The organism is Enterococcus sp. BWT-B8 (genome assembly GCF_020567625.1).
Taxonomy (GTDB): domain Bacteria; phylum Bacillota; class Bacilli; order Lactobacillales; family Enterococcaceae; genus Enterococcus_L.
In genome coordinates this window covers 16,883-42,570 of sequence record NZ_JAJDJV010000007.1, presented here as the reverse complement: position 1 = coordinate 42,570, position 25,688 = coordinate 16,883, and the positions used below count along the sequence as shown (strand labels likewise).

18 protein-coding genes and 1 pseudogene are annotated in these 25,688 nt (G+C 39.4%); 12 read left to right on the top strand and 7 right to left on the bottom strand.

Annotated features, from left to right (window positions below):
* Positions 1-157: 157 nt before the first annotated feature.
* From LI951_RS08130 to LI951_RS08105, 6 genes and pseudogenes are all read left to right on the top strand, one after another.
* Positions 158-2,932: a hypothetical protein gene (locus tag LI951_RS08130; protein ID WP_229441824.1), complete on the top strand. Its 2,775-nt coding sequence runs from the start codon at positions 158-160 to the stop codon at positions 2,930-2,932.
* Between the two features lie 342 nt (positions 2,933-3,274).
* Positions 3,275-4,945, top strand: a complete 1,671-nt coding sequence (locus LI951_RS08125) for a hypothetical protein (RefSeq protein WP_202064196.1) — start codon at positions 3,275-3,277, stop codon at positions 4,943-4,945.
* Entirely contained in the window at positions 4,942-5,184 is a 243-nt protein-coding gene (locus LI951_RS08120) for a hypothetical protein (protein ID WP_229441823.1), read from the top strand. Before LI951_RS08125 ends, LI951_RS08120 begins: the two co-directional genes overlap by 4 nt.
* Before the next feature lie 980 nt (positions 5,185-6,164).
* Positions 6,165-9,410 carry a CapA family protein gene (locus tag LI951_RS08115; RefSeq protein ID WP_229441822.1) on the top strand — a complete coding sequence of 1,082 codons (3,246 nt, stop codon included), beginning with the start codon at positions 6,165-6,167 and terminating at the stop codon, positions 9,408-9,410.
* 880 nt (positions 9,411-10,290) lie between these two features.
* Positions 10,291-11,433 (top strand): annotated as a pseudogene (locus LI951_RS08110) (IS3 family transposase).
* Between the two features lie 214 nt (positions 11,434-11,647).
* A complete protein-coding gene (locus tag LI951_RS08105; RefSeq protein WP_229441821.1) occupies positions 11,648-12,886 on the top strand; it encodes a hemolysin family protein in 1,239 nt (412 codons plus the stop codon).
* A gap of 80 nt (positions 12,887-12,966) precedes the next feature.
* Here the strand turns inward: LI951_RS08105 and lacD are convergent, their stop codons facing one another.
* The 5 genes from lacD to LI951_RS08080 are packed head-to-tail and all read right to left on the bottom strand — an operon-like array spanning position 12,967 to position 16,620.
* Positions 12,967-13,935: a tagatose-bisphosphate aldolase gene (lacD, locus tag LI951_RS08100; RefSeq protein ID WP_202064204.1), complete on the bottom strand. Its 969-nt coding sequence runs from the start codon at positions 13,933-13,935 to the stop codon at positions 12,967-12,969.
* An 11-nt stretch (positions 13,936-13,946) separates the two neighbouring features.
* Positions 13,947-14,879 (bottom strand): hexose kinase, encoded by a 933-nt coding sequence (locus tag LI951_RS08095; RefSeq protein ID WP_202064205.1) that lies wholly within the window; start codon positions 14,877-14,879, stop codon positions 13,947-13,949.
* Between the two features lie 11 nt (positions 14,880-14,890).
* Positions 14,891-15,409 (bottom strand): galactose-6-phosphate isomerase subunit LacB, encoded by a 519-nt coding sequence (gene lacB / locus LI951_RS08090; RefSeq protein WP_202064209.1) that lies wholly within the window; start codon positions 15,407-15,409, stop codon positions 14,891-14,893.
* Positions 15,410-15,421: 12 nt separating this feature from the next.
* Positions 15,422-15,850 carry a galactose-6-phosphate isomerase subunit LacA gene (lacA, locus tag LI951_RS08085; protein WP_202064217.1) on the bottom strand — a complete coding sequence of 143 codons (429 nt, stop codon included), beginning with the start codon at positions 15,848-15,850 and terminating at the stop codon, positions 15,422-15,424.
* Positions 15,851-15,861: 11 nt separating this feature from the next.
* Complete coding sequence (locus LI951_RS08080) at positions 15,862-16,620, bottom strand: DeoR/GlpR family DNA-binding transcription regulator (RefSeq protein ID WP_202064219.1); 759 nt, start codon at positions 16,618-16,620, stop codon at positions 15,862-15,864.
* Between the two features lie 194 nt (positions 16,621-16,814).
* Between LI951_RS08080 and LI951_RS08075 the strand changes: the two genes are divergently transcribed.
* The 4 genes from LI951_RS08075 to LI951_RS08060 all read left to right on the top strand — a co-directional run bounded on the left by LI951_RS08075 (position 16,815) and on the right by LI951_RS08060 (position 21,346).
* Complete coding sequence (locus tag LI951_RS08075) at positions 16,815-17,123, top strand: PTS lactose/cellobiose transporter subunit IIA (protein WP_202064221.1); 309 nt, start codon at positions 16,815-16,817, stop codon at positions 17,121-17,123.
* 25 nt (positions 17,124-17,148) lie between these two features.
* Complete coding sequence (locus LI951_RS08070; protein WP_229441820.1) at positions 17,149-18,819, top strand: lactose-specific PTS transporter subunit EIIC; 1,671 nt, start codon at positions 17,149-17,151, stop codon at positions 18,817-18,819.
* A 77-nt stretch (positions 18,820-18,896) separates the two neighbouring features.
* Positions 18,897-20,300 carry a 6-phospho-beta-galactosidase gene (gene lacG / locus LI951_RS08065; protein ID WP_229441819.1) on the top strand — a complete coding sequence of 468 codons (1,404 nt, stop codon included), beginning with the start codon at positions 18,897-18,899 and terminating at the stop codon, positions 20,298-20,300.
* Positions 20,301-20,779: 479 nt separating this feature from the next.
* Positions 20,780-21,346 carry a GNAT family N-acetyltransferase gene (locus LI951_RS08060; protein WP_202064229.1) on the top strand — a complete coding sequence of 189 codons (567 nt, stop codon included), beginning with the start codon at positions 20,780-20,782 and terminating at the stop codon, positions 21,344-21,346.
* A 70-nt stretch (positions 21,347-21,416) separates the two neighbouring features.
* Here the strand turns inward: LI951_RS08060 and LI951_RS08055 are convergent, their stop codons facing one another.
* Positions 21,417-21,944 (bottom strand): LURP-one-related/scramblase family protein, encoded by a 528-nt coding sequence (locus LI951_RS08055; protein WP_202064235.1) that lies wholly within the window; start codon positions 21,942-21,944, stop codon positions 21,417-21,419.
* 35 nt (positions 21,945-21,979) lie between these two features.
* Positions 21,980-22,849: a Cof-type HAD-IIB family hydrolase gene (locus LI951_RS08050; protein ID WP_202064236.1), complete on the bottom strand. Its 870-nt coding sequence runs from the start codon at positions 22,847-22,849 to the stop codon at positions 21,980-21,982.
* A 216-nt stretch (positions 22,850-23,065) separates the two neighbouring features.
* Here LI951_RS08050 and LI951_RS08045 point away from each other — a divergent pair, with 216 nt between their 5' ends.
* Positions 23,066-23,749: a uracil-DNA glycosylase gene (locus LI951_RS08045; RefSeq protein ID WP_202064238.1), complete on the top strand. Its 684-nt coding sequence runs from the start codon at positions 23,066-23,068 to the stop codon at positions 23,747-23,749.
* A 152-nt stretch (positions 23,750-23,901) separates the two neighbouring features.
* Entirely contained in the window at positions 23,902-24,885 is a 984-nt protein-coding gene (gene pta / locus LI951_RS08040) for a phosphate acetyltransferase (RefSeq protein WP_202064239.1), read from the top strand.
* The last annotated feature ends 803 nt before the right edge of the window (positions 24,886-25,688 follow it).

Sequence of the window (25,688 nt, the reverse complement as noted above, 5' to 3'; positions counted from 1 at the left end):
GATGGTAACGTTGTGGGAATCGGACAAACCGATGAAAATGGTAATTATGTGGTGGAGATCCCAGCAGATAAGGTAGAACAATCAGAAGAATTAACAGTGGTTTCCAAGGATGATAAAAACCATGTTAGCCCTCCAACCTATGTAGTAGTTCCAGAAGATGAAGAAACAGACGGCGACTCAGACGGTGATTCTGATGGCGATTCCGACGGCGACTCAGACGGGGATTCCGATGGAGATTCCGACGGCGACTCAGACGGCGACTCAGACGGAGATTCCGACGGTGACTCAGACGGAGATTCCGACGGTGACTCAGACGGGGATTCCGATGGCGATTCCGACGGGGATTCCGATGGAGATTCCGACGGTGACTCAGACGGGGATTCCGACGGTGACTCAGACGGAGATTCCGACGGAGATTCCGATGGCGACTCAGACGGGGATTCCGATGGCGATTCAGACGGAGATTCCGATGGTGACTCAGACGGGGATTCCGATGGAGATTCCGATGGCGACTCAGACGGAGATTCTGATGGAGATTCCGACGGCGACTCCGATGGCGACTCAGACGGCGACTCAGACGGAGATTCCGATGGCGACTCAGACGGTGATTCCGACGGGGATTCCGATGGCGATTCCGATGGCGATTCCGATGGTGACTCAGACGGGGATTCCGATGGCGATTCCGACGGCGACTCCGATGGCGATTCCGATGGTGACTCAGACGGCGACTCCGATGGCGATTCCGACGGAGATTCCGACGGTGACTCAGACGGGGATTCCGATGGCGATTCCGATGGTGACTCAGACGGCGACTCCGATGGCGATTCCGACGGAGATTCCGACGGTGACTCAGACGGGGATTCCGATGGAGATTCAGACGGTGACTCAGACGGCGACTCAGACGGCGATTCCGATGGTGACTCAGACGGCGACTCAGACGGAGATTCCGACGGTGACTCAGACGGAGATTCAGACGGAGATTCCGATGGCGACTCAGACGGGGATTCCGATGGCGATTCCGACGGTGATTCTGATGGCGATTCCGACGGCGACTCAGACGGTGATTCTGATGGCGATTCCGACGGCGACTCAGACGGCGACTCCGATGGCGATTCCGATGGCGACTCAGACGGCGATTCCGATGGCGATTCCGACGGCGATTCCGATGGCGACTCAGACGGCGACTCCGATGGCGATTCCGACGGTGACTCAGACGGCGACTCAGACGGCGACTCAGACGGGGATTCCGATGGCGATTCCGATGGTGACTCAGACGGAGATTCCGATGGCGATTCCGATGGCGATTCCGATGGTGACTCAGACGGCGACTCAGACGGAGATTCCGATGGCGATTCTGATGGTGACTCCGATGGCGATTCCGACGGCGACTCCGATGGAGATTCCGATGGGGATTCCGATGGTGACTCAGACGGCGATTCCGACGGCGACTCAGACGGCGATTCCGATGGAGATTCCGACGGCGATTCCGACGGCGATTCTGATGGTGACTCAGACGGCGATTCTGATGGCGATTCCGACGGCGATTCTGATGGTGACTCAGACGGCGATTCCGATGGTGACTCAGACGGCGATTCCGACGGCGACTCAGACGGAGATTCCGATGGCGATTCTGATGGCGATTCCGACGGCGACTCAGACGGTGACTCAGACGGCGATTCCGACGGTGACTCAGACGGCGATTCTGATGGCGACTCCGATGGTGACTCAGACGGAGATTCTGATGGCGATTCCGACGGAGATTCTGATGGTGACTCAGACGGCGATTCCGATGGTGACTCAGACGGCGATTCCGACGGCGATTCCGATGGTGACTCAGACGGCGATTCCGACGGCGATTCCGATGGCGATTCTGATGGCGATTCCGACGGCGATTCCGATGGCGATTCAGACGGTGACTCAGACGGAGATTCTGATGGCGACTCCGATGGTGACTCAGACGGAGATTCCGATGGGGATTCAGACGGCGACTCAGACGGAGATTCCGATGGCGATTCTGATGGTGACTCGGACGGAGATTCCGATGGCGACTCAGACGGCGATTCCGATGGGGATTCAGACGGCGACTCAGACGGCGATTCCGATGGGGATTCAGACGGCGATTCTGATGGTGACTCAGACGGCGATTCTGATGGCGATTCAGACGGCGATTCTGATGGTGACTCAGACGGCGATTCCGATGGTGACTCAGACGGAGATTCCGACGGCGACTCAGACGGCGATTCCGATGGCGATTCTGATGGCGATTCCGACGGCGACTCAGACGGAGATTCCGATGGCGATTCCGACGGTGACTCAGACGGAGATTCAGACGGTGACTCAGACGGAGATTCCGACGGTGACTCAGACGGAGATTCAGACGGTGACTCAGACGGAGATTCAGACGGTGACTCAGACGGCGATTCCGATGGCGATTCCGACGGAGATTCCGATGGCGACTCAGACGGCGACTCCGATGGCGATTCCGACGGTGACTCAGACGGGGATTCCGACGGGGATTCCGATGGCGATTCAGACGGTGACTCAGACGGGGATTCCGACGGTGACTCAGACGGAGATTCAGACGGTGACTCAGACGGAGATTCAGACGGTGACTCAGACGGAGATTCAGACGGTGACTCAGACGGAGATTCAGACGGTGACTCAGACGGAGATTCAGACGGCGACTCCGATGGTGACTCAGACGGTGACTCAGACGGGGATTCAGACGGCGATTCCGATGGCGACTCAGACGGGGATTCCGATGGCGACTCCGATGGGGATAAAGATAACCGCTCTGGCAATCGTTTTAACGACAATTCAAAAGATGGAACCAATCTTAAAATTTCCCATACTAATGGGAGAGCAGGTTCTGGAGCAAAAAGTGGATTTTTCCCTAAAACCGGCACGGATGCAGGTGTTGGAATGTCTATAATTGGGAGCTTACTAGGTGGATTTTCCGGACTAGGATTCTTGAAATCTAGAAAAAATAGAAAAAAATAACTAACTTTTAAAATATTTTATGAGCTGTGATATTAGTCATATTGATAATGTCACAGCTCATAAAAATAATTAACCGATGTACTTTAGAAGAAAATACTTGATTAGAAACAAGAGGATGCCCAAAAGTTGGATAGTATCCATTTCATGAGGATATTGATTTTTGTTCACTTTATTTTTATATTTTAACAATGTTTACATAGTTTGATATTTTTTGAAACAAAATTTTTTTCACATTTTCTTTTTCTATTTAAAGAAGTAAAGGATGAATTAATTTATGATTGCAGGTACATTAAACCAATTGTTAGAGCTTTTTGAAGCTCATCAAAATTCAGAGCTTCAAGCTACCACGTTTATTTTAAGTTATGGCAATCGTTCTGAACGTTGCTATGTCAAAGAATTTTATGGAAAAACATTTAAGCAAAGCTGGGAAAAACTTTTTTTATTTTATCGAGCTTTGCCAGAAACAAATGAGTATGTACGTATTGATCTAATTATAGAAGAAAGTAAAACTACTTTAGAGCAGCTGATTGAAAAAATTGGTAAAATCAAGCGTAATAATTATATAACTTTTGGCTTCCGAGTTGAGGGGTTTAAAAAGAGATGTTTTTTGAAAGAAGAGATCACATCCAACGCATTATTTGTTCCAGATGAAAATCATAAAATCGGGCAAAATTTACCTAACTTACGAATCGATATTTCAAACTATAAATCATATGTAAAGAGAAAATATCGTGTGGATGATTATTCATTAAACTATCTAAAAAAATCATCAATATACACCTTTACTACACAAGCATATTTTATTGAAGAGAATAAAATTTTTGAACTGAAGGATTATGGTTTTGGAAATCACTTTAGAGTAGTAGAGGAAGAAAATTTTCAAGAAATTTTGGATGATGTTATTCGTAGAGGGGCTGCTTATTTGTTGGAGCAATTAAAAGAGGATGGCAAATTTATATATGGCTATTTTCCTTGCTACGATAAAAACATTCGTAATTATAATGCAATTCGACACTTTTCTTCATTGTATGCACTATTTGAAGCTGGGGAACTTTTGAATAATCAGGAAATGATTAAAAAAGCATATCAGGGTTTAATTTGGGGCTTTGACTATTTATTGGACGTAATTGACGGTGACAGCTTAATCAAAGATCAAATTGGATCAACTGTCGAATATAAACTTGGTGCACAGGCAACGGCTATTCTTGCTTCGGCAAAATATACACAGATTACTGGTGATACGCAATTTTTCAACATGATGCGTACGCTTGCACATACGATAGAAAAAAGATTTATCACCGAAAATGATGATACGATTCATGTTCTTGATAAACTACTTGAAGTTAAAGATAGATTTAGAATCATTTATTATGATGGTGAGGCTCTGTTTTCCATGCTTAGGGCATATGAATTAATGAATGAGGAAGAAATTTTTAATATTTGTCAGAGAATGATGACGCATTTTGTTGATAATAATTATGAAAAATATCATGATCATTGGTTAAGTTACGCAGTCAATGAATTTTTAAAACATGAACAGAAAAATGAGTATTATACCTTTGGCTTAAAAAATGCTTTAAGCAGAATTGATTTTATGGAAAATAGGGATACCGCTTATCCGACAATGCTGGAACTATTAGTTGCAGCAGCTAAAATGGTGCTTAAGTTAGATAATTATGATAAACAACGAGAAGTGGTTTCTGCTGAAGAATTTACAGCAGGAAAAAAACGTATTTTTGAAGTAATGGATTATCGTGCATATCATGAAATAGTTACTGGAACAATGTTTCCTGAATTTGCCATGTTTTTTCAGTCGCCTGAAAAGATTCAATACGGTTTCTTTGCTAGACATGATCGTTTTAGAATGAGGATCGATGATGCAGAGCACTTTTTATCAGGCTTGATTAACTATCGAGTACTTCGCTTTGGAGGTGTAGAGGAATGAAATTCTATGGACTAATAAGATTCCTGGTTCTTTTTATTTTAGCAGCATATACTTTTTTGATTAGAAAAAAGATCAGAAAACGAAGGAAAGGGCGATTGTCAGATTCTTTGAAAAATTATTCCAAGGATATAGACGGACTGTATCCTTGGGAAAAAAATACCGATAATTCGCCTAAAAGTATTCCTACAAATGCAAAACGATTTAAAGAAAAGGAAAAAATTAAGAGAGGGCGTTGGTGATACTTTTTTCAGAATAGACTCTGGACAAGCTTGAAAACTCAAACGGCAAATTTGTTTGAAAAAATTAAGAGCTGATCTGTTGATAATATTAAAGCTTATTCATACCTATAGTTCGATAAACAGCCAGTACAGGGGTAATTCGGAAAAGAATATCTAGTTCATCCTTAACCGGAGTCAAACTAGCTGTAAAGTAGTACAACATTTAATTAAGCTTGCTTCTTTCAAGGAATATTTATTGAAGTTGTGCATATCATTTCACTAAAGACTTCTACAAAAGCGGGGAATCCTTGTATCTACGAGTCTTACCTTGTTCGATTCTTGATACAAACGCGTTTGCTTGGAAAAGCGTTGGTATATCTTGTATGGAGCAGATCATGTGAAGAAGCGTAGGAGTAAGTTATGCAAAAAGTCTTAAGACATGCACCAATATAAATGAACAGTTGCTCTAATTATTGGATGAATGTTTCACATTCAAAGATTGCCGTTCGCATACAGCTATCTCTTTGTTTCTGGAATAAATTTTGACAAATTTATCTCCATCGGAGCTTTGCATACCATCCCACTAGCTGTTCGGTCTTATTATTGAAGTATATAAGTTAATATTTTCTATCATTGAATATCCTTTATAGACTATCTTTTATTATAATTTGGGCAGCGTATTAACCCTATTTAAGAAATGATTATTTTCTCATTCAACAGCTTATCTACATCTAGTTAGTTCCTGTTAGAGGAGAAAATCAAAAAAATCTCTTTCTTGGAACAAAGCAAGCGAAGTATAGTATAGTGCATTGCAAGGTGGCTTGGAATGTAGTGGAATTTTCTTTATATGATTGATAAATAACCGAAGGAAAGCGCTCTAGGTCCCTGAGTTTTATTTATATTAAGGTAGTGTACAATAATCAATTAGAATTTTTATGTAGTTGAGGTCTTTTTACTTAAATTAACCAAAGACATATAGAAGCCGAGAGGAAAGAATGTATATGACAGATTTAAAGAATAATACACAAAATATTGCATGTCTAGCATTTTCTAACACAAGTTTATTGAATAAACGACCGGCTGGGAATAGATCGTCACCTTATGGAACATCACATTTGCTGTTGTACTTAAGTATTTTAATTGATTTGCAAGAGAACAAACTTTCACCAGAACAAACGATTATTTTTCCAGAGAGAGTAGAACGTGAACAAAAATCTTTACGTTCCACCAATGCTCATAAAGGAGAAGAGCGTCTGTTGATTGATGTATTGAATCAGGCAGTCTCTTTGAATGCACCAGATTGTCTAGTTGCTTTGATGGAAATATATGGCGGACAAAAAGGGGCGAGAAAGAAGATTGATGAATTGGGAATTAAGTTGAATATTTCTCGTATTTCCCGTACTTCTTTAACAGGTCGTTTAGTAGAAAAGCAAAAGTCTAATCTATTTGATTATTTCAAAATTGCTTCTGCTTATCTGAATTTAGCAAGAAACAGCTTCGCCTATATTAGAAATCGCATACATGTGATTGGAACTGAGGTATATTATCCGCAGTCAGAAGCTGATTTAAAAGGAGACGTACTTGCTAGTATTTTTTGGGGAACGAATCAAAACGATTGTATGATATTTAAAGAAATTGATAATGAGCTGTATTGTTCATTGGTAATCAATGGTACAAACTATACACATACCTCTGAGACTGCATACTTACCGTTTATTGAAGAAACCTGTTCACCTAAAGAAATAGTGTTGTCTAAACCGATCATTAATTTTTTAGCAGACACATATTTTGGTGAGTTTCAGACAGAAGTGCGCAAAAGGAAGAAACGTACGGATGCTTTACAGAAATATGGATATGGGTATTCTTTTCAAAAAATTGGTGAAAAATTATCTGCAAATGACTATAACATAATTACATATGAAGGTGTCTTGATTCAACCAGAAGAGGAGTGCTTTAATAAAAGAAAGATTTTTTATTTAGGTGGCGATAAACAACAAACGATCAATGAACTGAAAAAAAGGCATATTCATTTAGCAAATCTCGGAAATAATCATGCGAAAGATTATGGGGATGAAGCATTGTTGGAGACGATTAAAGCATTTAATCAGAATGGGATTGCAACAGTGGGGGCAGGAGGAAATCTCAAGGAGGCGGTGAAGCCGATTCTTCTTCGTCATGATAATCAAAAAATAGCAATTTTTTCAGGTTATTGGTATCGAAAAGGCAGGGATCGGTATTTTGATTTTTATGCAACAAATCGATCAGGAGTTGCTTCCTTGGATGGGGTATTGTTAGAAGCTATTAGAGCATTTAAAGAAGAGAATTCAGAAGTGTTTACTATTGTATTGGCTCATTGGGGAGAGGATTTTAGAAATTTAGCGCAGCGACAAAAGAATTTGGCGAAACGATTAGTTTCAGCGGGAGCTGATTTAATTATTGGAAGTGGTCCACATAAAATTCAACCGGTTGAAATAATAGATGGAACTTTAGTATTTTATAGTTTAGGAAATGGTGTTTTTAATAGTGACGGGAAAGAATTGTCAAAACCAGGAAATTTACCCTATAGCTATTTTCTTAACTGGCATTTAACAGATCAACTGATTCGAGTGTATCCTTTCTGGAATTATAATTTAGCTAATTTTTGGCAACCATATTTTGTTGAAAAAGCAACTCAGAACCAGGTAATAGAAGATATCGGAAAATTAGATAATTCATCTTTACTGGAAGCTCCTCAATTTGATGAAGCTGGACACCTCTACTATCCTGTAAAAATCAATGCTGCTTCTCATGAACAGGAAAATCACCAAGTAAATGCAGATTGGTTAAAAAAGAATATATCCGGCTCTTTTTTAGATGGGTATCTGCCAGCAGGCACCTTTGATTATATAACAATTTCTGAAGAGGATCTCAAAACTGTTTCTTGCGAACAGGCACTTTTTGTTTCTCTAAGTACTAAGGACATGAAGGCTTTGTATCATGATGAAAAATGGTTTCCTGCTCATCGTAATAAAAAATTAATAGAAGTGGGATGTCCGGAAAAAATAGGCTTGATTCTTACCGATACACCAATTGAGGAGTATAGAGGAAAGGTGCCGCAGTTTATTGTTTCGAATACTTTAGCTGCAGCCTCATTACTAGCAGATTGTATCGTAGAAGCCTATCAGGGACAAATGATCACTATTACGGGGAGTGTGGGAAAAACTTCAGTAAGACTACTTTTGGAACAACTATTAGCAGAGGAATCACCATTAAGCAATACTAAAAATTCAAATTTACATTTTGCAAATTTAAGACTTGCTCTGGCGCTGAGTCGACAGCCGGCTAAGGCAATTTTTGAAATTGCTGTTGGAGGGATGAATCGTTTGGCATACGGTAATGAGGGGTATCGTTATAGAAGTGATGTGGCAATTTTAACCTCTTTTGGAATGGCTCACTCTAAATACGGAATCGATCGTAACCTTTCTTTAAAATCGGAAATTTTCACTAGTGTTAAAAATGGCGGTACAGCTATTATCAATGGGGATATAGAAGAAAAATATCTTTGGAAATTTTTGAGACAGGCAAGACGTCAAGCTTTAACAATAAAATCATATAGCCTAATTAATGAGCAGGCGGACTGTTATTTGGTTGAGAAAAAGGTTGGAAAAGATCATACGGAAGTAATCCTTTCTTTAAATAGAAAAATACAACGATTTTCGATGGCTGCTTTCAGTGATGGACAGATTCAAAATGTAATGGCCTCTTTGCTTACTTTAGACACACTTGGTTACGATGTAAATAAATATGTTCATTTATTGGAGACGAAAAATAATTTGCCACGTAATTTGGAAGAGGTGGTAGTCAAATATAATGGCAAGCAGTTTACTTTGATTGATGACAGTCATAACAGTTCTATACTTGCCGTAAAAAATGGTATACGAGCATTTAAAGAAAGACAACAGTTTTATAGTGGAAGTAATCTGTTGGTTCTTGGTGAAGTAGCAGAATTAGGTGATTATAGTTTTGATCAGCATTATCAGTTGAAAGAAGAGTTAGCTGACTGTAAAGCAACTCAAATTTTCTTATGGGGCGAGGCATTCAAAAAAATAGCGGAAGAATTGCCTGATGCACAATGGGTCGCGGATAAGAACCTGTTGGCAGAACATGTTCAACCATATTTAACAGATAATTCTTTAGTTTTTGTCAAGGGGTCAGCTTCCAGTAAATTTTATAAAGTAGCAGATGAAATAAAAAAATTATCTTTTTAGAGTGAAACAGGTGTATCTTTGTTTTATTGTTAACGATAGTATTTATGTACAAAATTATAGGAACATACAATAATATCTTCTATACATAAAGAAGATATAGAATGAAAGGAAAGGCGCTGTATCAAATTAAAAAACTGAATAAACAGCATTCCAAAGCTTCCCTATGTATCAATGATTGGAACAGAGACCTTCAATTCTAAATGGCGTCTTCATTTAGAATTGGGTGAATTTTGACAAATTTATCTCAGAGCTTCGTCTACTAGCAATCTCTTAGTGATGAACATAAATGGGTGCACATCTATTTCAATCAGAGCATTGCATACCATCCTGCTAATGCTCCTAGATGAGGCGAGCCTCTATTCAAGGAATATTTATCGAGGCTGCGCATATAGCATGTCCTCCATGTTCCTGAGACATGCAACGAGCATTTGAAGAAGCGTAGGAGCAAACTCCTGATAAGGATCTAAATTTTAACCCATGTATCTCTATCAGAGTATTGCCTACCATCTCACTAGTTTATTTATCTTAGTGAGACTGGCAGCTACCTCCAAAAAGTGATTGAATGTATACACATTCCTCAGATTGTCGGTTCGCATACCATCCCACTAGAGGTTCCTGCATCAGTAGAAAATCCTTGTATCTGCGAGTCTTACTTTGTTCGATTCTCGATACAAACGCTTCTATTTGGAAACGTGTTGGCGGATCTCCAGCTGTTTTTGAAGCTGTTCGTTCTTGGTTTTGAAGTATACAAGTTAAAATTTTCTATCATTAAACATCATTTATAGACTATCTTTTATTATAATTTATAATTCGGTCAATACAGTAGATAAAAAAATAAAGTGTGCAAACTAAAAGAAAACACACTAGGAGGGACAGTATTATGTCAAGAAGAGCACGGAGAACCTATACTCAAGAATTTAAACAACAAATGGTTGATTTGTATCAAGCTGGAAAATCTCGAGCAGAGATTATCCGAGCATATGAACTTACGCCATCCTCCTTTGATAAATGGGTGAGACAGGCTGCTTTGACTAAGTCATTTAAAGAGAAAGACAATCTGACTCCTGAACAAAAGGAATTAGCGGCTCTACGTAAAAAGAATCAGCAGCTGAAAATAGAAAATGATAGTTTAAAGCAAGCGGTGCTGATATTTGGACAAAAAGAGAAGTGATTACACGTAATAAGCATAAATATTCTGCATTGGTGATGTGCAATATTTTAGGGCTCTCCCGCCAAACTTATTATTATAAAGTAAAACCAAAAAAGGACGAAGCAGCACTGGAAGAAGCTGTAACGGAAGAATTTATGAAAAGTTGGAAAGTATATGGTACAAGAAAAATCAAATAGGCACTGCTTAACTAGGGCATTTAACTGAGCCAACGAAAAAATGAATCAGATTATGAAACACTGTGGGTTACAGTCAAGTTACACAACCGTACCCTGTAGGGAACATGCGACAAAAAGTGATGAGTCGGCTGAGAAAATATTCTCAATTGAGAATTAAAAAAAACTACTGGAAGCCATTGTGACTGATTTCACCTATATATAAGTAGGAAACAGCAAGTATTATGTTTGCATAATAATAGACCTGTTCAATCAAGCGATATTTGGCTGTTCAATTGAAAAATATAAAGATGTGAAACTGGTTCAATAAGCATTTCATCAAATTAAGCAACCACTAACAGAAGCGGGGCTCATTCATACTGAGTGAGGAAAGGAGTTTGACAAACAAACTATCATCGAGCTGCTGACCAATTTTGAAATCGAGCACTCATTAAGTAAAAAAGATTGTCCTTATGATAACGCAGCAGCAGAATTATCGTACAAATCGATGAAAAAGCAGAATTAGTTCAACCGCATCAGTTTGAGAGTCTTCGGTAACTGTAATTGGAATTATCTGAGATTGCATGGAACATTAAGTTACGAGATACCAGCAAGGCTATCTAAATCTGAGATTGGCGGGGTGGAAACCTTGATGATTCGTTCGGATATGATAGCGATGAGGCAGCTTAATGGTTCATAATTAGCTTTTGCCGGTACTCCTCCTATCCAAGGAGGCTTATTATTGAGGTCAATCGAGTAATAATACAAGCTGAAAATAGACACCTTATAAAATTGTCAAGAAAAGGGTTGACCTTTCGATTTTTAACGAATTGATTAGTTTACCTTGTAGTATAGACGAATGGTCTGAGACTCCGCTATAATAGAATAAAATGAAAAAAGGATGATGACATTTTATGGACCCTCAGATAGGTACCTTGCTGCCTGTACTGTTTATATTGTTATTGCTTTCGGCTTTCTTTTCTTCAAGTGAAACGGCTTATTCTTCGCTAAACAGAAAAAGAATTATGAAGATGGCTGAAGCAGGAGATAAACGAGCGATGGTTGTGCTGGAACTGCTTAATGATTTTGATTGCTTTTTTTCGGCAGTTCTGATTGGAAATAATATTGTAAATATTGCCAGCTCCTCAATTGCGACATTACTGTTTGTGGCCTATTTTGGAAATATCGGTGTGATGCTGTCAACGGTCGTCATGACTATTGTTGTACTGACTTTTGCAGAAATTTTTCCAAAGACGATAGTAAAAGAATCTCCTGAATATTTTGCTGTTCTGTTTGCACGACAGCTTAAGGTCCTGACGATAATTTTATATCCGTTGACTCTGTTTTTTTCGGAAATTAAAAAGCTGTTGATAGTCTTGCTTCCTGGAAAAAATATGGGTCCTTCCATTACTGAGGAGGAGTTGCTGACTTTGGTTGAAGAGGCTGCTCAAGAAGGTTCTATAGATGAAGAAGACGAGATTTTGATAAAAAATGTTGTGGAATTTAATGATTTGGAAGTGCAGGATATTTTTACTCCCCGATTGGAGATTGTTTCAGTCAATAATAAAAAAACGCTGGAAGAGATTTCTGATATTTTTCGGGAAACAGGGTTATCTCGACTGCCTTACTATGAACAGTCCATCGATGAAGTAACTGGCGTGTTAAACCAAAAAGACTTTTACTATGATGTACTGGTTGGAGAGAAGAAACTTGCTGAAGTTGTAAAGCCGGTACTGTATATTCCGAAAAGTATGCGTATTTCAGAGTTGATGAAAAAGTTTCAGATTGACCAATGCCATATTGCCATTGTTGTTGATGAATATGGCGGAACAGAAGGTCTGGTTACATTGGAAGACGTGGTTGAAGAACTGGTTGGTGAGATTTGGGATGAATTTGATGACAGACAGACTGAATTTAAAAAACTGAATGAAAAGCAATACTTGGTAAAGGGATCAGCTGAATTTGATGTCTTGGAAGAGCTCTTCGATATTGAAAATGATACCTCTTCATCAACGCTGGGGGGATATATCATGTCTACACTGGGGCATGTGCCTGTGGCAGGAGAAAAGCTGAGGATTGGTTCACTGAATCTCGAGATTAAGAAAATGCAGGATCATCGAGTGGATGAAGTGCTGATTACCAAGATACTTTAAAAAAATGAAATAGCAGTAAAAAGCTAAGACTGGCGGCTCCGATACAAAATTGGAGCTGCCAGTCTTAGCTTTTACATTCATCAGTCTTTATAGGGAGTTGCAGTTTCTTTCAATACATCATTTAATTCTTCTATGTTTTGTCGCCCTTGCGTTTGCAGCCATTCTCTGGCAGCTGCTTCTCCATTTTTAATGAATGGTTCCACACCATTGGCCCAGGTAGCCCGTCCGCAGAGAACGCCATTAAAGGTCGAGCCTGCTTCCTTGGCAAAACGTAGAGTCTCCTTGAATAAGTCTGCAGAGACACCTGCACTTAGGAAAATAAACGGCAGGTTGGTTGCTTTACTCTGTTCAATAAAATAGTTCTGAGCTTCTTTTTTACTGTGAACAGCATCTTCTCCGAAGCCCTCAACAAAATTCATATTAACAGGTACTTCGACTTTGAGAACATCCACATGATACTGAGGTTCAGCGAAGACTTTCATCATTTCGATGACTTTATGAGGTTTAACCTGTGCATATTCTCTGGATTTGGGATCTGCAATGCTGTCATCATAAGAAACCAGTTCAAGAAAGAAAGGGAGATCTTCTGCAACACATTCAGAAGCAATACGTTCAACAAATGCTTTTTTTCGATCGTTAATTTCATTATTTTCATCCACATCATAATATAGCAAAAATTTGCAGGCGTCCGCACCAGCTTCTTTTAGCCGGCGAACGGACCAGTGATCAAGTAAATCAGGAAAGCGTCCTTTGACAGAACTGTCATACCCTGTTTTTTCATAAGCCAGAAGAAGTCCAGCTTCATTATATCGTACTTTACTTGCAGGCAAACCATATTCGGGGTCCAGCAAAATAGAAGAAGCATAGGGAGTTAACTCTTCTGAAACGAGAGCTTTAAATGTTTCGATTTCTTCAGCTTCAGCTGAGGGCTGAAAAGCTGTCATCATTTTTTTCAGGGCACCGCGTTGGTCAATTGCCAGTGCTGCGATGATACCATCCTTATTTGCCAGTCTATCCATGGCAGCCTGTTTTTCTTTTGAATAAGTCAATGTGTTTCCTCCTAGAGTTCTTTTATGTGTATTTGTTTGAAATAATCATCGAATTTTTTTATATTGATAGAGCCAGTCTGAGCTTCCAGCGTATTTAGCAGACCAGCTGTCATTGAGGTTTTTATGGCAGTTTCCAAGTCCTGTTGTTTGAAGAGAGCAGCAGCAATTCCTGCAAGGGAAGCATCGCCTGAGCCAACCGGACTGACGACATCAATTTTCGGCAGAGAAGCTTTAAAAAGCGTTTCTTTATTCTTGATCAAGGCTCCTTCGCTGCCAAGTGTGACAATGATATATTCAATGTCGTCAAATAATGGATCGTTCAGATAATCTCTCAGTACTTCGATATCCTTGCTTGCCTTTTTTTGTAGAAGTTCAGCAATTTCATGATGGTTTGGTTTAATTAGAAAAGGCTTATGTTTTCCTGCAAGTGCATGGTACATATAGTTTCCGGAAGTATCAAGCAGCACTGGGCGCTTTTCTTTTGCAGCCAGTGCTAATAATTGCTGATAAAAATCCGGAGAAAATCCTTCAGGCAAACTTCCTGAAATCGTAATTAACTCTGTATCTTTAATCAATACAGAAAAATGCTCAAGAAAAGCACTGATTTCTTCTTCTGAGATGGTAGGACCGGCTTCCAAAACTTCTGTTTGCTTATTCTCTGATAATATGGCAATACAGTTGCGAGTTTCGCCTTTAATTGGTGAAAAAGAATGTTGAATTTTTGCATAGTCCAATCCTTCTTTTAAGAGTTCGCCAATATGGCCGCCGATAAAGCCGGTCGCGAGAACAGGGATGTTCATCTGCTTTAGGACTCTGGTAACATTCAGTCCTTTTCCGCCGGGCGTTTTAGTTATTTTGGCTGTTCTATTAACGGTATCCAGTTGAAAATGATCAACAAAATAAGAAATATCAATAGATGGATTAAGTGTGACTGTTAAAATCATTTGTCCGACTCCTAATCTGTATATTCTCCACGGTCCCATTTTTCCAGAAATTCGTCAAAAAGATGTTCATCGCTGATTTTATCTGCATTTTTTGTTTCAATCTCTTTGATTCGTTCAATCAATTTTTTATTTTCAGGAGTAGGCTGATAATCTGTCTTTAAAAATTCCTGAATAATATCACAGATTAAAAGTTCTCCGGCAATTTTTCCGCCAAATGCAATGACATTGGCATTAAGCTCTTGCTTGGCATATACAGCAGTTGTCATATCTCTGACCAGTGCCGCACGAATACCAGGGACTTTGTTGACAGCATTTGTAATGCCGACTCCTGTTCCGCAAATGGTTACTCCAAGATCCGCTCGCCCGCTTGAGACCAACAAGCCTACTTTGCGTCCGTAAATCGGGTAGTGAGTTCTTGAAAAATCATAGGTTCCAACATCCAGTACTTCATGTCCCTGACTTTTTAAGAAGTCGGAAACCGCAATTTTTGTATCTGTTACAATATGATCGCAGCCTATAGCTATTTTCATTCCATTCTCCTCCTAAAACATTTCATTAAGCATATCTACACGAATTTGATGACGTCCGCCTTCATAGTGAGAAGTCAGAAATGCATAAACAATATTTCTGGCAAGATCCTCACCAACAATGCCGCTGCCAATCGTAATAATACGGGAATTGTTATGTTCCCGTGTCATATAGGCTGAGCGTTCATCGGACACTTCAGCAGCAATGATACCATTATGCTTGGTTGCAGCAATAAAACTGCCGGCTCCGTAGCGGTCAAATAAGATACCAAATGCATCTTCCTGTTCTCTGATTTTTTCAACCACTCGTTCTGTCGATTCAACAAAGTCTACAGAGTCATCGGCTGTTGTGTCCAATACATCAAATCCTTTTTCCTGCAGATAAGTCAAAATCATATGTTTCATTTGCTGTCCGTCTCTATCTGCACCCAGTATTACTTGCATATCTGTTCCTCCTAATGAATAATTTTAATAATTTCTCCGTATTTAGCTGATAACTCATCTGAAATACTGCTGTCCGTAATTAGGTAATCTGCTTTTGACAGAGAATAAAATTTGTAAAAATCCTGTCTGTCCAATTTGAAATGATCGGCAATAATATATTTTTTATGTGCACTTTGCAGAATGATTCTCTGAGTGACACCCTCGTCTTCATTTGAGTTTGTAACCGCATCATTTAAGATACCATTGACACCAATAAATGCTTTGTGTACCTGAATGCTGGCAACTGTATCATTGGCAATGGTTCCTACAAAAGCGCCGGTCTTTGAGCGGTAAGAGCCGCCGATTAAAATCAGTTCAAACCGATTGTCATTTTTGAATTTATCAAATACGTGAATAGAGTTTGTCACAAATTTGGCGAAATCACAGGTTAAGTAATCATAAACCAGCTCGATGGTTGTCCCAGGACCTAAAAAAACTGTATCTCCGGTTTTAATCTGCTCGGCAATTTTCTTTGCAACTTCTTCTTTTTCTTTCAAATGAATATTTTTCTTTTCAATGTGACTCAGTTCAAAGAAGCTTAATTCCTTTTTATTCATTGCTTTTGCACCGCCGTGAACACGAATCAGCTTGCCTTGCTTCTCTAACTCTTTTAAATCTCTTCGGACTGTCATTTCAGTTACCTTGATCTTTTCAGTGATATCACTGACTTTGACAAATTCCTGTTTATCTAAAAAAGCTAAAAGAGCTTTTTGACGTTCTTCTTTGATCAAGCTTTGCTCCTCCTTTTTGTTTTTAAATGTTCGTTTATGTTTAAATAGAACTTATCATCAAAAATCAATTCTGTCAATGCTAATATCTTTTGTTTTTTTATTATTTTTGATTGACATCTATATGAAAGCGGTATATCATTTGTTTGTGAAGAACAAAATGAAACAAAATCGAACAAAGGAGAGAGGACTTAGTTATGAACAAAGAAGAAGTTGCAATGATTGGTTTTGAAGTTGTCGCATTTGCCGGAGAAGCACGATCCAAATTAATTGAAGCTTTAGGTGAAGCAGAAAAAGGAAATTTTGATGTTGCTGATCGTTTAGTGGAGGAAGCAAACACTAGCTTAGTTGAAGCGCACAAGTCACAGACTCAGATGCTGGCTGCTGAAGCACGGGGTGAATCGATTGAAGTAGGTTTTATTATGGTTCATGCGCAGGACCATTTGATGACAACCATGTTGTTGAAGGATACGATCAAGCATCTATTCAATATTTATAAAAAATAAATGGAGAAAAAGGGGGAATTTAGCAATGAATGCATTAGTTTCGCGAATTGAAAAAATGAAGCCGACATTTGAGAAAATTTCAAATAATCCTTATTTACGGGCAATCAGAGATGGGTTTATCAGTTTGATTCCGGTAATATTGTTTTCCAGTATTTTTCTTTTAGTTGCATATGTACCGAATATTTTTAATTTTTATTGGAGTTCTGGAGTAGAAGAAGCGATTATGAAAGCCTACAACTATTCAATGGGAATTCTGGGTTTGCTGATGTCGGCAACAGTTGCAAAGAGCTTAACAGACAATTTTAACAGCAAACTACCGAAAACAAATCAGATTAATAATGTATCGACAATGGTTGCAGCTATTATTTCATTTTTACTAATTGGTGTAGATCCGCTGGACGGAGGCCTGGCGACTGGCTATATGGGGACGAAAGGACTGTTGTCAGCGTTTGTGGTAGGTTTTGTTGTACCTAATATTTACCGCTTCTGTGTCAAGAATAACATCACTGTAAAAATGCCTGAAGAGGTTCCCGGAAATATTTCTCAGACATTCAAAGATCTGATTCCTATTTCTTTATCTGCAGTCTTTTTTTGGTTATTTGACTTAGGATTCAGAAGCTTGGTTGGAACAAATTTCTCTGAAAAAATTATTGAGTTGTTCCAGCCGATCTTTAGTGCGGCGGATGGGTATTTTGGCTTGGCTCTGATTTTCGGTGCGATGGCATTTTTCTGGTTTGTTGGGATTCATGGACCGTCTATTGTTGAACCGGCTGTTGCTGCGATTTACATTACGAATGTAGAAACAAATCTGCAGCTTTATCAAAATGGGGAGCACGCCTCCCGTATTTTGGCACAGGGTACTCAATATTTCGTTGCAACATTGGGTGGAACCGGAGCAACTCTGGTTATTACACTAATGTTTGCTTTTCTGGCCAAATCGAAGCAATTAAAAACAATTGGACGTGCATCATCTGTTCCGGTTTTGTTTGGTGTAAATGAACCAATGCTGTTTGGAGCACCGATTGTATTGAACCCGATTTTCTTTATTCCGTTCATTTTAACACCGATTTTGAATGTTTGGCTCTTCAAATTTTTTGTAGATGTTCTAGGTATGAATGGCTTTATTTATAATCTCCCGTGGACAACACCAGGGCCTATTGGATTGATTATGGGAACTGGCTTTGCGTTGCAGGCAATTATTTTAATGCTGGTATTACTGGTGGTAGATTTTGCTGTTTATTTTCCGTTCTTCAAAGTTTATGACAACGAACTGTTGGAAAAAGAACGTAATCAGGAAAATGAAGTAGTTGAAGAAAAGCTGGAAGCAGTGGAAGCAAAGCCAGTTACTGCAGCTGCGGCTGAAGCTATGGCAGAAACGACGACAGAGAAAAAGATTTTAGTTTTGTGTGCGAATGGTGCGACCAGTGCCATGCTGGCAAATGCAATTAAAAAGGGTGCAAAGGAGAAAAATATTCTGCTGGATTCCACTGCGATGGCTTATGGTCAGCATAAGGATTTAATCAGTGAATTTGACTTAATCATTTTAGCTCCTCAGATGGCTTCCATGCTGGGTGAGCTTCAGGAAGATGTGAAGAATTATCATACAAAGGCAGCATCAACATCTGGTGCAGAATATGTGGCCTTAGCCAGAACGCCGGAACAGGCTGTGAATTTTGTGTTTGAAAATCTGGCTTAGCTGTAAAAAGAAGAAAGCATTTTCCTGGAAAGGGTGAGGGAAAACAGCTGACTCTAAAAAAATTCAAGGAGGAAATTATGCAAAAATTCCCAAAACAATTTATCTTTGGTGCAGCAACTGCTGCTTATCAGGCGGAAGGAGCAACGCAGACAGGCGGTAAAGGGAAAACTTATTGGGATGACTATCTGAAAGAACAAGGGACCTTTAATCCGAATACTGCCAGTGATTTTTATCATAAATATGAAGAGGACTTGAAACAGGCGCATGCTTTTGGGATAAACGGTATTCGTATTTCGATTGCATGGACCAGAATTTTTCCAGAGGGAACAGGGAAAATCAGCCAATCTGGTGTGGACTATTATCATAAGCTGATTGATGCCTGTTTGGAAAACGGAGTAGAGCCTTTTGTAACGCTGCATCATTTTGATACCCCTTATCCTTTATATAAGCAAGGAGACTGGCTGGCTCAGGAGATGCTGGATGCATTTGTAGCATTTGCTGAATTCTGTTTCGAGGAATACGGCGGAAAAGTCAGCTATTGGATTACGATTAATGAGCCGTGGTCAGTCGTTGCCGGTCAATATATTATTGGTCATTTTCCGCCAAATATTCAGTATGATATTCCAAAAGCTGTACAGTCTATGCATAACATGATGGTGGCTCATGCAAGAATTGTGAAAACTTTTAAAGAAAACAAGTATGCAGGAGAAATTGGAATTGTTCATATTCTGGAATCAAAATATCCAATCACTGATACTCCTGAAAATAGAGATGCTGCTGAGAGAGAACACATACTGGCCAATAGATTCCTGCTGGATGCAACCTTTATGGGCAGATATTCGGCAGATGTGATGTGTGTGATTCAAGATATTTTGGAACAAAATAATGGAAAACTGGAAACAAGACCAGAGGAATTTGAACTTTTGGCTTACGCTGCTGAGAAGATTGACTTTCTGGGGATTAATTATTATGCCAGCCATTTCTTAAAAGCATATGAAGGCGAGAGTCAGATTCATCATAATGGTACAGGTGAGAAAGGCAGCAGTATCTTTGCTTTAAAAGGTATCGGCGAACGTGTTAACAATGTGGAAATACCTACAACAGATTGGGACTGGCCGATTTACCCACAAGGGCTGCTGGACATGCTGCTGAATGTAAAGGAAATTTACCCGAACTATAAGAAAATTTATGTGACAGAAAATGGGATGGGTGATAAGGATATTTTGGTGAATGGAACCGTTCAGGATGTGGGACGGATTGATTATGTACGTCAGCACCTAGAGGCAATCCTGGATGCAGTAGAGCGGGGAGTAAATGTTCAGGGCTATTTTATCTGGTCTCTGATGGATGTCTTCTCCTGGACAAACGGATATAATAAACGCTATGGTCTGTTATATGTAGATTTTGAAACACAACAGCGCTATCCTAAAAAAAGTGCCTACTGGTATAAGGAAATAGCAGACAAAAAAGAACTGATATAAATTAAAAAGATGCTGAGATGGATTTCACTAATGAAATCTGTCTCGGTGTCTTTTTCAACTATGAAAAGAGGGTGTGATATATATGAATGGTACCTATAATGCACCACAGAATGGAATGCAAAAAAGCACTCAACTATGGACCAATCATCTGTCATACTAAGCAAGAGGATAAATGAAGGAAAATGTAAGAAGCACAGACTTTCTCAAGCAGTCAGACTATGAAAAGGAGTATTAAAAAAATATCATGGGATAGCTAAGGGAATGAAGTAGTTGGAAGAAGATTACGAAGTAGCGATTCTTGCTGGAGAAAATACTGGTATTAGAGAAGCTGTTAAGAAATGCGATATAAATTCTCACGAGAAGCAACACACTTGTCCTTTGGAAAAATGTGAACGCTGAAAAAAGAAAAAATTCCGGAGACTGTCAATGAAATGTTTTGGAAAACGTGATACACTCATTTTAGAAAGTGAGGGGATTTGATGATTCGTTTTGCAAAAAAAGAAGACGGAGCAGCAATTGCTCCACTCATTCTTGTTATTTTAAAGGATATGGAGCTGCCTATCTTGGATGCGGCTTCAGAAGAAACAATTTTAGCAATACTTGAAGAAGCTATTGCAGATCCGGTCTATCGATATGGATATACGCGTGGTCTGGTGTACGAACAGAATGGAGAAGTTGCCGGTATTGCATTTGGTTATCCGGCCGAAGATGAACCAGTTATTGATAAACCGCTGGCTCAAATATTGAAAAAATTTGGTTTTAATGAGAATACTCAACTTTTTGTAGATGTGGAAACCTTGCCGGGTGAATGGTATTTGGATACAATTTCTGTCAGTGAAAAATACCGAGGTTTCGGAATTGGTTCAAAATTGCTGGAAGCACTGCCCAAGATGGCTGAACAAAACGGTAAAAAGATTATTGGTCTCAGTGTGGACAAAATGAATCCTAAAGCAAAGAGGCTATATGAGCGTAAAGGGTTCAAAGTAGTTGAAGAGAGAATGATCAGCGGACATCTCTATGATCATATGCAAAAAAGAATTGATTGAAATTTCATTTTAAAAGTAAAGAGGTTGTACCAAACACTCATGAGTGTTTGGTACAACCTCTTTACTTTTCTTAACAAGCACCATCTTCCCAGTCAATCATCATCTGTCTGTTTCTGCTGCTGCATTTCTTCTTGTTATACAGCCAGTAATCCAGCACTGCAGCAATACAAATACATAAGGGAGCATCCTCATCATTTTCCACTTCCAGACAAAAATAATTTCCGGAAAACAGTGTTGCTTTGCTCATTTCCATAATCTTGTGATTATTATGATGAATTGTATAGTAATGATTTCGGATATCACCGATCACCGTCCAGCGAAGCTGGTTAATATAATAAAAATCAGTTGAAAGGTTTAATATTTTTTTTAACGTGCCGACTTTTTCAAAGCCTTTATAGATATCGAAACGAGTACCGAAAAAAAGAGAAAGCTGTTTGATGCTGGCGACCAGTTCACCATTCATGGCATAAAGAGAAAGAGCATCTCCGCGAGTTCCCCAACGTCCCACCAGCAAAAATAAAGATTTTCCATTTTCGTCTTTCACAAGAGTCCGAGTCACATTACTTAATTGTTTTTCCTGAATAAAATATTCAGACACGAAGCTCCACCTCTTTTCAGATTCATCGACAAGTGTTACAAGTCTTCACGAATCGCCTGTAAAATTGCCTCTCCGACTCCATTTTCCAAGTTTGTTGATGTAGTATATTTTGCGTAGTCTTTCACTTCAACTTCAGCATTACCCATTGCAAAACTGACACCCGCCCATTGAAGCATACTGACATCATTAAAGTTGTCTCCAATGGCCATAACTTCTTCGGCGTCAATACCATGCTTTTTAGCAATATTGGCAACAGCGATTCCTTTTTGTGCATTTTTATGATTCACTTCAATATTATTCTGCGCGGAGGAAGTAATGACAATATCCGGCAGCTTTTCAATTTTTAGACCGACAGGACCTAAAACTTTTGGTCCTTCAATACTAAAGCCAATAATCTTCAGAACCTGAATGTCTTCTTTTTTAATCGCTTCACGGATACTGTCTACATAAGTAATTTCCAATAAAGACAGGTGAGCTGCTGCCATGGCAATTGCTACTTTATAGGTAAGATGAGGCATTGTATCGGCGATGTGAGCCGCAAAATTCTCAATTCTTTTTTCCTGTCTTTCAGAAATAATTCCTTCATTTGTTGAAATTTCATAATAAATCTCTGTTTGGTCCAGTAAGTCAAGGATTTCATAGACCGTATCTTTTTCAATCCCGGAAGTAAAAATTGATCTTCCTGTTTTATCAAAAACTTGAGCACCATTTAAAGTGATCATTGCACACTCGATTCCGGCATCATCCAATGGAGGTTTTGCCTCTGCGTAGGCCCGGCCTGTTGCGACCATAAATTCGATTCCCTGACGAGCTGCTTCCCGAATAGCAGAAGCATTGTCTTCTGAAATAGCCATTCTTGAATCTAATAGTGTCCCATCCATATCTGATGCAATCAACTTAATCATAAATTATTTCCACCTCATTATTCATTTTACTTATGTATAGTTTACCATGTTTTCGATTTTACCGTTATAATAAAATTCCCTTGAATGTTGGAAAAAAGTCAGATATGCTTAATAGGTAAAGGAATAACGCTATTCTCAGCTTTATATATATTTTTTGAAAATCGATTAAAAAAATGAACGGTGTGCTGAGAAAAAACAAACAGGGAGTGACATCAGATGAAGACAATTATTCATAACAGCTGGCAGGAGATGCTGGAAGATGAATTTAATCAGCCTTATTACAGCGAACTGAGAGAGTTTTTGAAAACAGAATATGCTTCTCAGGTAATTTATCCGGATATGTATCACATTTATTCAGCATTGGAACTAACCCCTTATGAAGAGGTTAAAGTCGTTATTCTGGGACAGGACCCCTATCATGGACCGAATCAAGCTCATGGATTGAGTTTTTCCGTTCAACCTGGAATTAAAACACCGCCCTCTCTTGTAAATATCTATAAAGAGCTTCAGGATGATTTAGGATATACACCTGCTAGCCATGGGTTTCTGGAAAGTTGGGCGAAGCAGGGCGTTCTACTGTTGAATACTGTGTTGACTGTACGGGCCGGACAAGCCTACTCACACCGCGGACAGGGCTGGGAGAAGTTGACGGATGCAGTCATCCAGAAACTGAATGAGCGGGAAAAACCAATTGTGTTTATCTTATGGGGAAAGCCGGCACAGGAAAAATCACGAATGATAGATACCAGTAAGCATGTGATTATTACAGCACCGCACCCAAGTCCCTTATCAGCTCATCGCGGGTTCTTTGGTTCAAAGCCGTTTTCGAAGACAAATGATGCATTACTAGCTCTGGGGGAAGAGCCAATTAACTGGCAGCTTCCTGAAACAGTGTCTTAAAACAGCGAGTAACTGTTATAGTATAGAATTCCTAGGTTTGTGAAAATGTTATCAGAATAGGAGTTTTCCATTAGTACAGCAAGAAAAAACTGTTATTTTCTTTCATTATGGTGTATGATTAATTCTGTAAAAATAATATTGGAGGGTATATCGTGGAATTATTCGATAACTTAAAATTTAAAATTGTTCGTAGGAATATCAAAATCGTCTTTCCGGAAGCGACTGATTCACGTATTTTAGGAGCAGCTGCTAGATTGAAAGCGGAAGAATTAATGGAACCGATTTTGATTGGCAATCCGGAAGAAATTGTTGAAGCTGCTCATGCCCGCGGGATTAAAACATCCAATTTCACAATTATTGATCCTGATACTTATGATAAATGGGATGAGATGGTAGAGGTATTTGTTGAGCGTCGTAAAGGAAAAGTCAGTAAGGAAGATGCTGAAAAGATTCTGAAAGATGTGAATTATTTTGGTACAATGCTGACATATATGGGACTGGCTGACGGAATGGTCAGTGGAGCTATTCATTCAACGGGAGATACTGTACGTCCGGCACTGCAAATCATTAAAACAAAACCAGGCATCAGCCGTACAAGTGGTGCAATGATTATGGTTCGCGGTCGTGATCAGGAAAAATATATTTTTGCTGACTGTGCCATCAATGTGAACCCTACAGCACAGGAACTGGCTGAAATTGCTGTAGACAGTGCAAGAACAGCTGAATTATTTGATATTGAACCAAAAGTTGCCATGATGAGCTTTTCAACTAAAGGCTCTGCGAAATCTCCAGAAGTTGACAAAGTGGTGGAAGCAACTAAAATTGCCCAGCAAATGGCTCCTGAATATGAAATTGATGGGGAATTACAGTTTGATGCATCTTATGTAGCTTCTGTTGCACAATTAAAAGCACCAAATTCAAATGTTGCCGGAAAAGCAACAGTGTTTGTATTCCCGGAAATACAATCTGGAAATATCGGGTATAAAATTGCTCAACGTTTGGGTAATTTTGAAGCGATTGGTCCAATTTTACAAGGGTTGAATAAACCTGTATCAGATTTATCCCGTGGGGCTAATGAAGAAGACATTTATAAATTGTCTATTATTACAGCTGCTCAAGCATTAATGGATAAATAAAATCTGAGCTAAAAAAGTTTCTATTACGTTTGAAAGTAAGAGATAAATACTTCTCTCAGGTAGTTAAAAGAGGTTGTGACAAAGCTTCTCCATGCGACGAGTAACACCGCAGGAGTAGAAGTGTTCTGCCTCAAGAACCAGGTAGGTAACATGCATCATCTACTCTGACAAGTCAATCGTAGTGATTTATGTCACCAGGTAGGTAACATGCATCATCTACTCTGACAAGTCAATCGTAGTGATTTATGTCACCAGGTAGGTAACATGCATCATCTACTCTGACAAGTCAATCGTAGTGATTTATGTCAATAAGTCGGAATATATGGAAATTGTCAAGGAACACTAGTCATAAAATGACTAGTGTTCCTTGATACCTCCCTGAAGCTGCTTATATTTTCAGTAACGTTCTTCCTTATTTCCGAGATGTTGCCTGCGATTACTCGGCACAGATTAGGACCGACAAGTGCTAGTTCTACTTTACCACTTCTGCTTATATTCGTACTTTAGCAGAATGGTACGCGTAGTTTCGATAAGTATTCCTTGAATGAAACTAGCTCATTTGATGTAGTAGAACTGTATGCGTAGCAGAGTGTAGAAGAACTGCTGTCTCTACGAGTCTAACGATTCTTGGGACAAAACATTACGCTGTATCCGTTTTTCTGCGTCTTTGGTTCTCACTACACTACACTACACTACACTACACTACACTACACTACACTACACTACACTACACTACACTACACTACACTACACTACACTACACTACACTACACTACACTACACTACACTACACTACACTACAC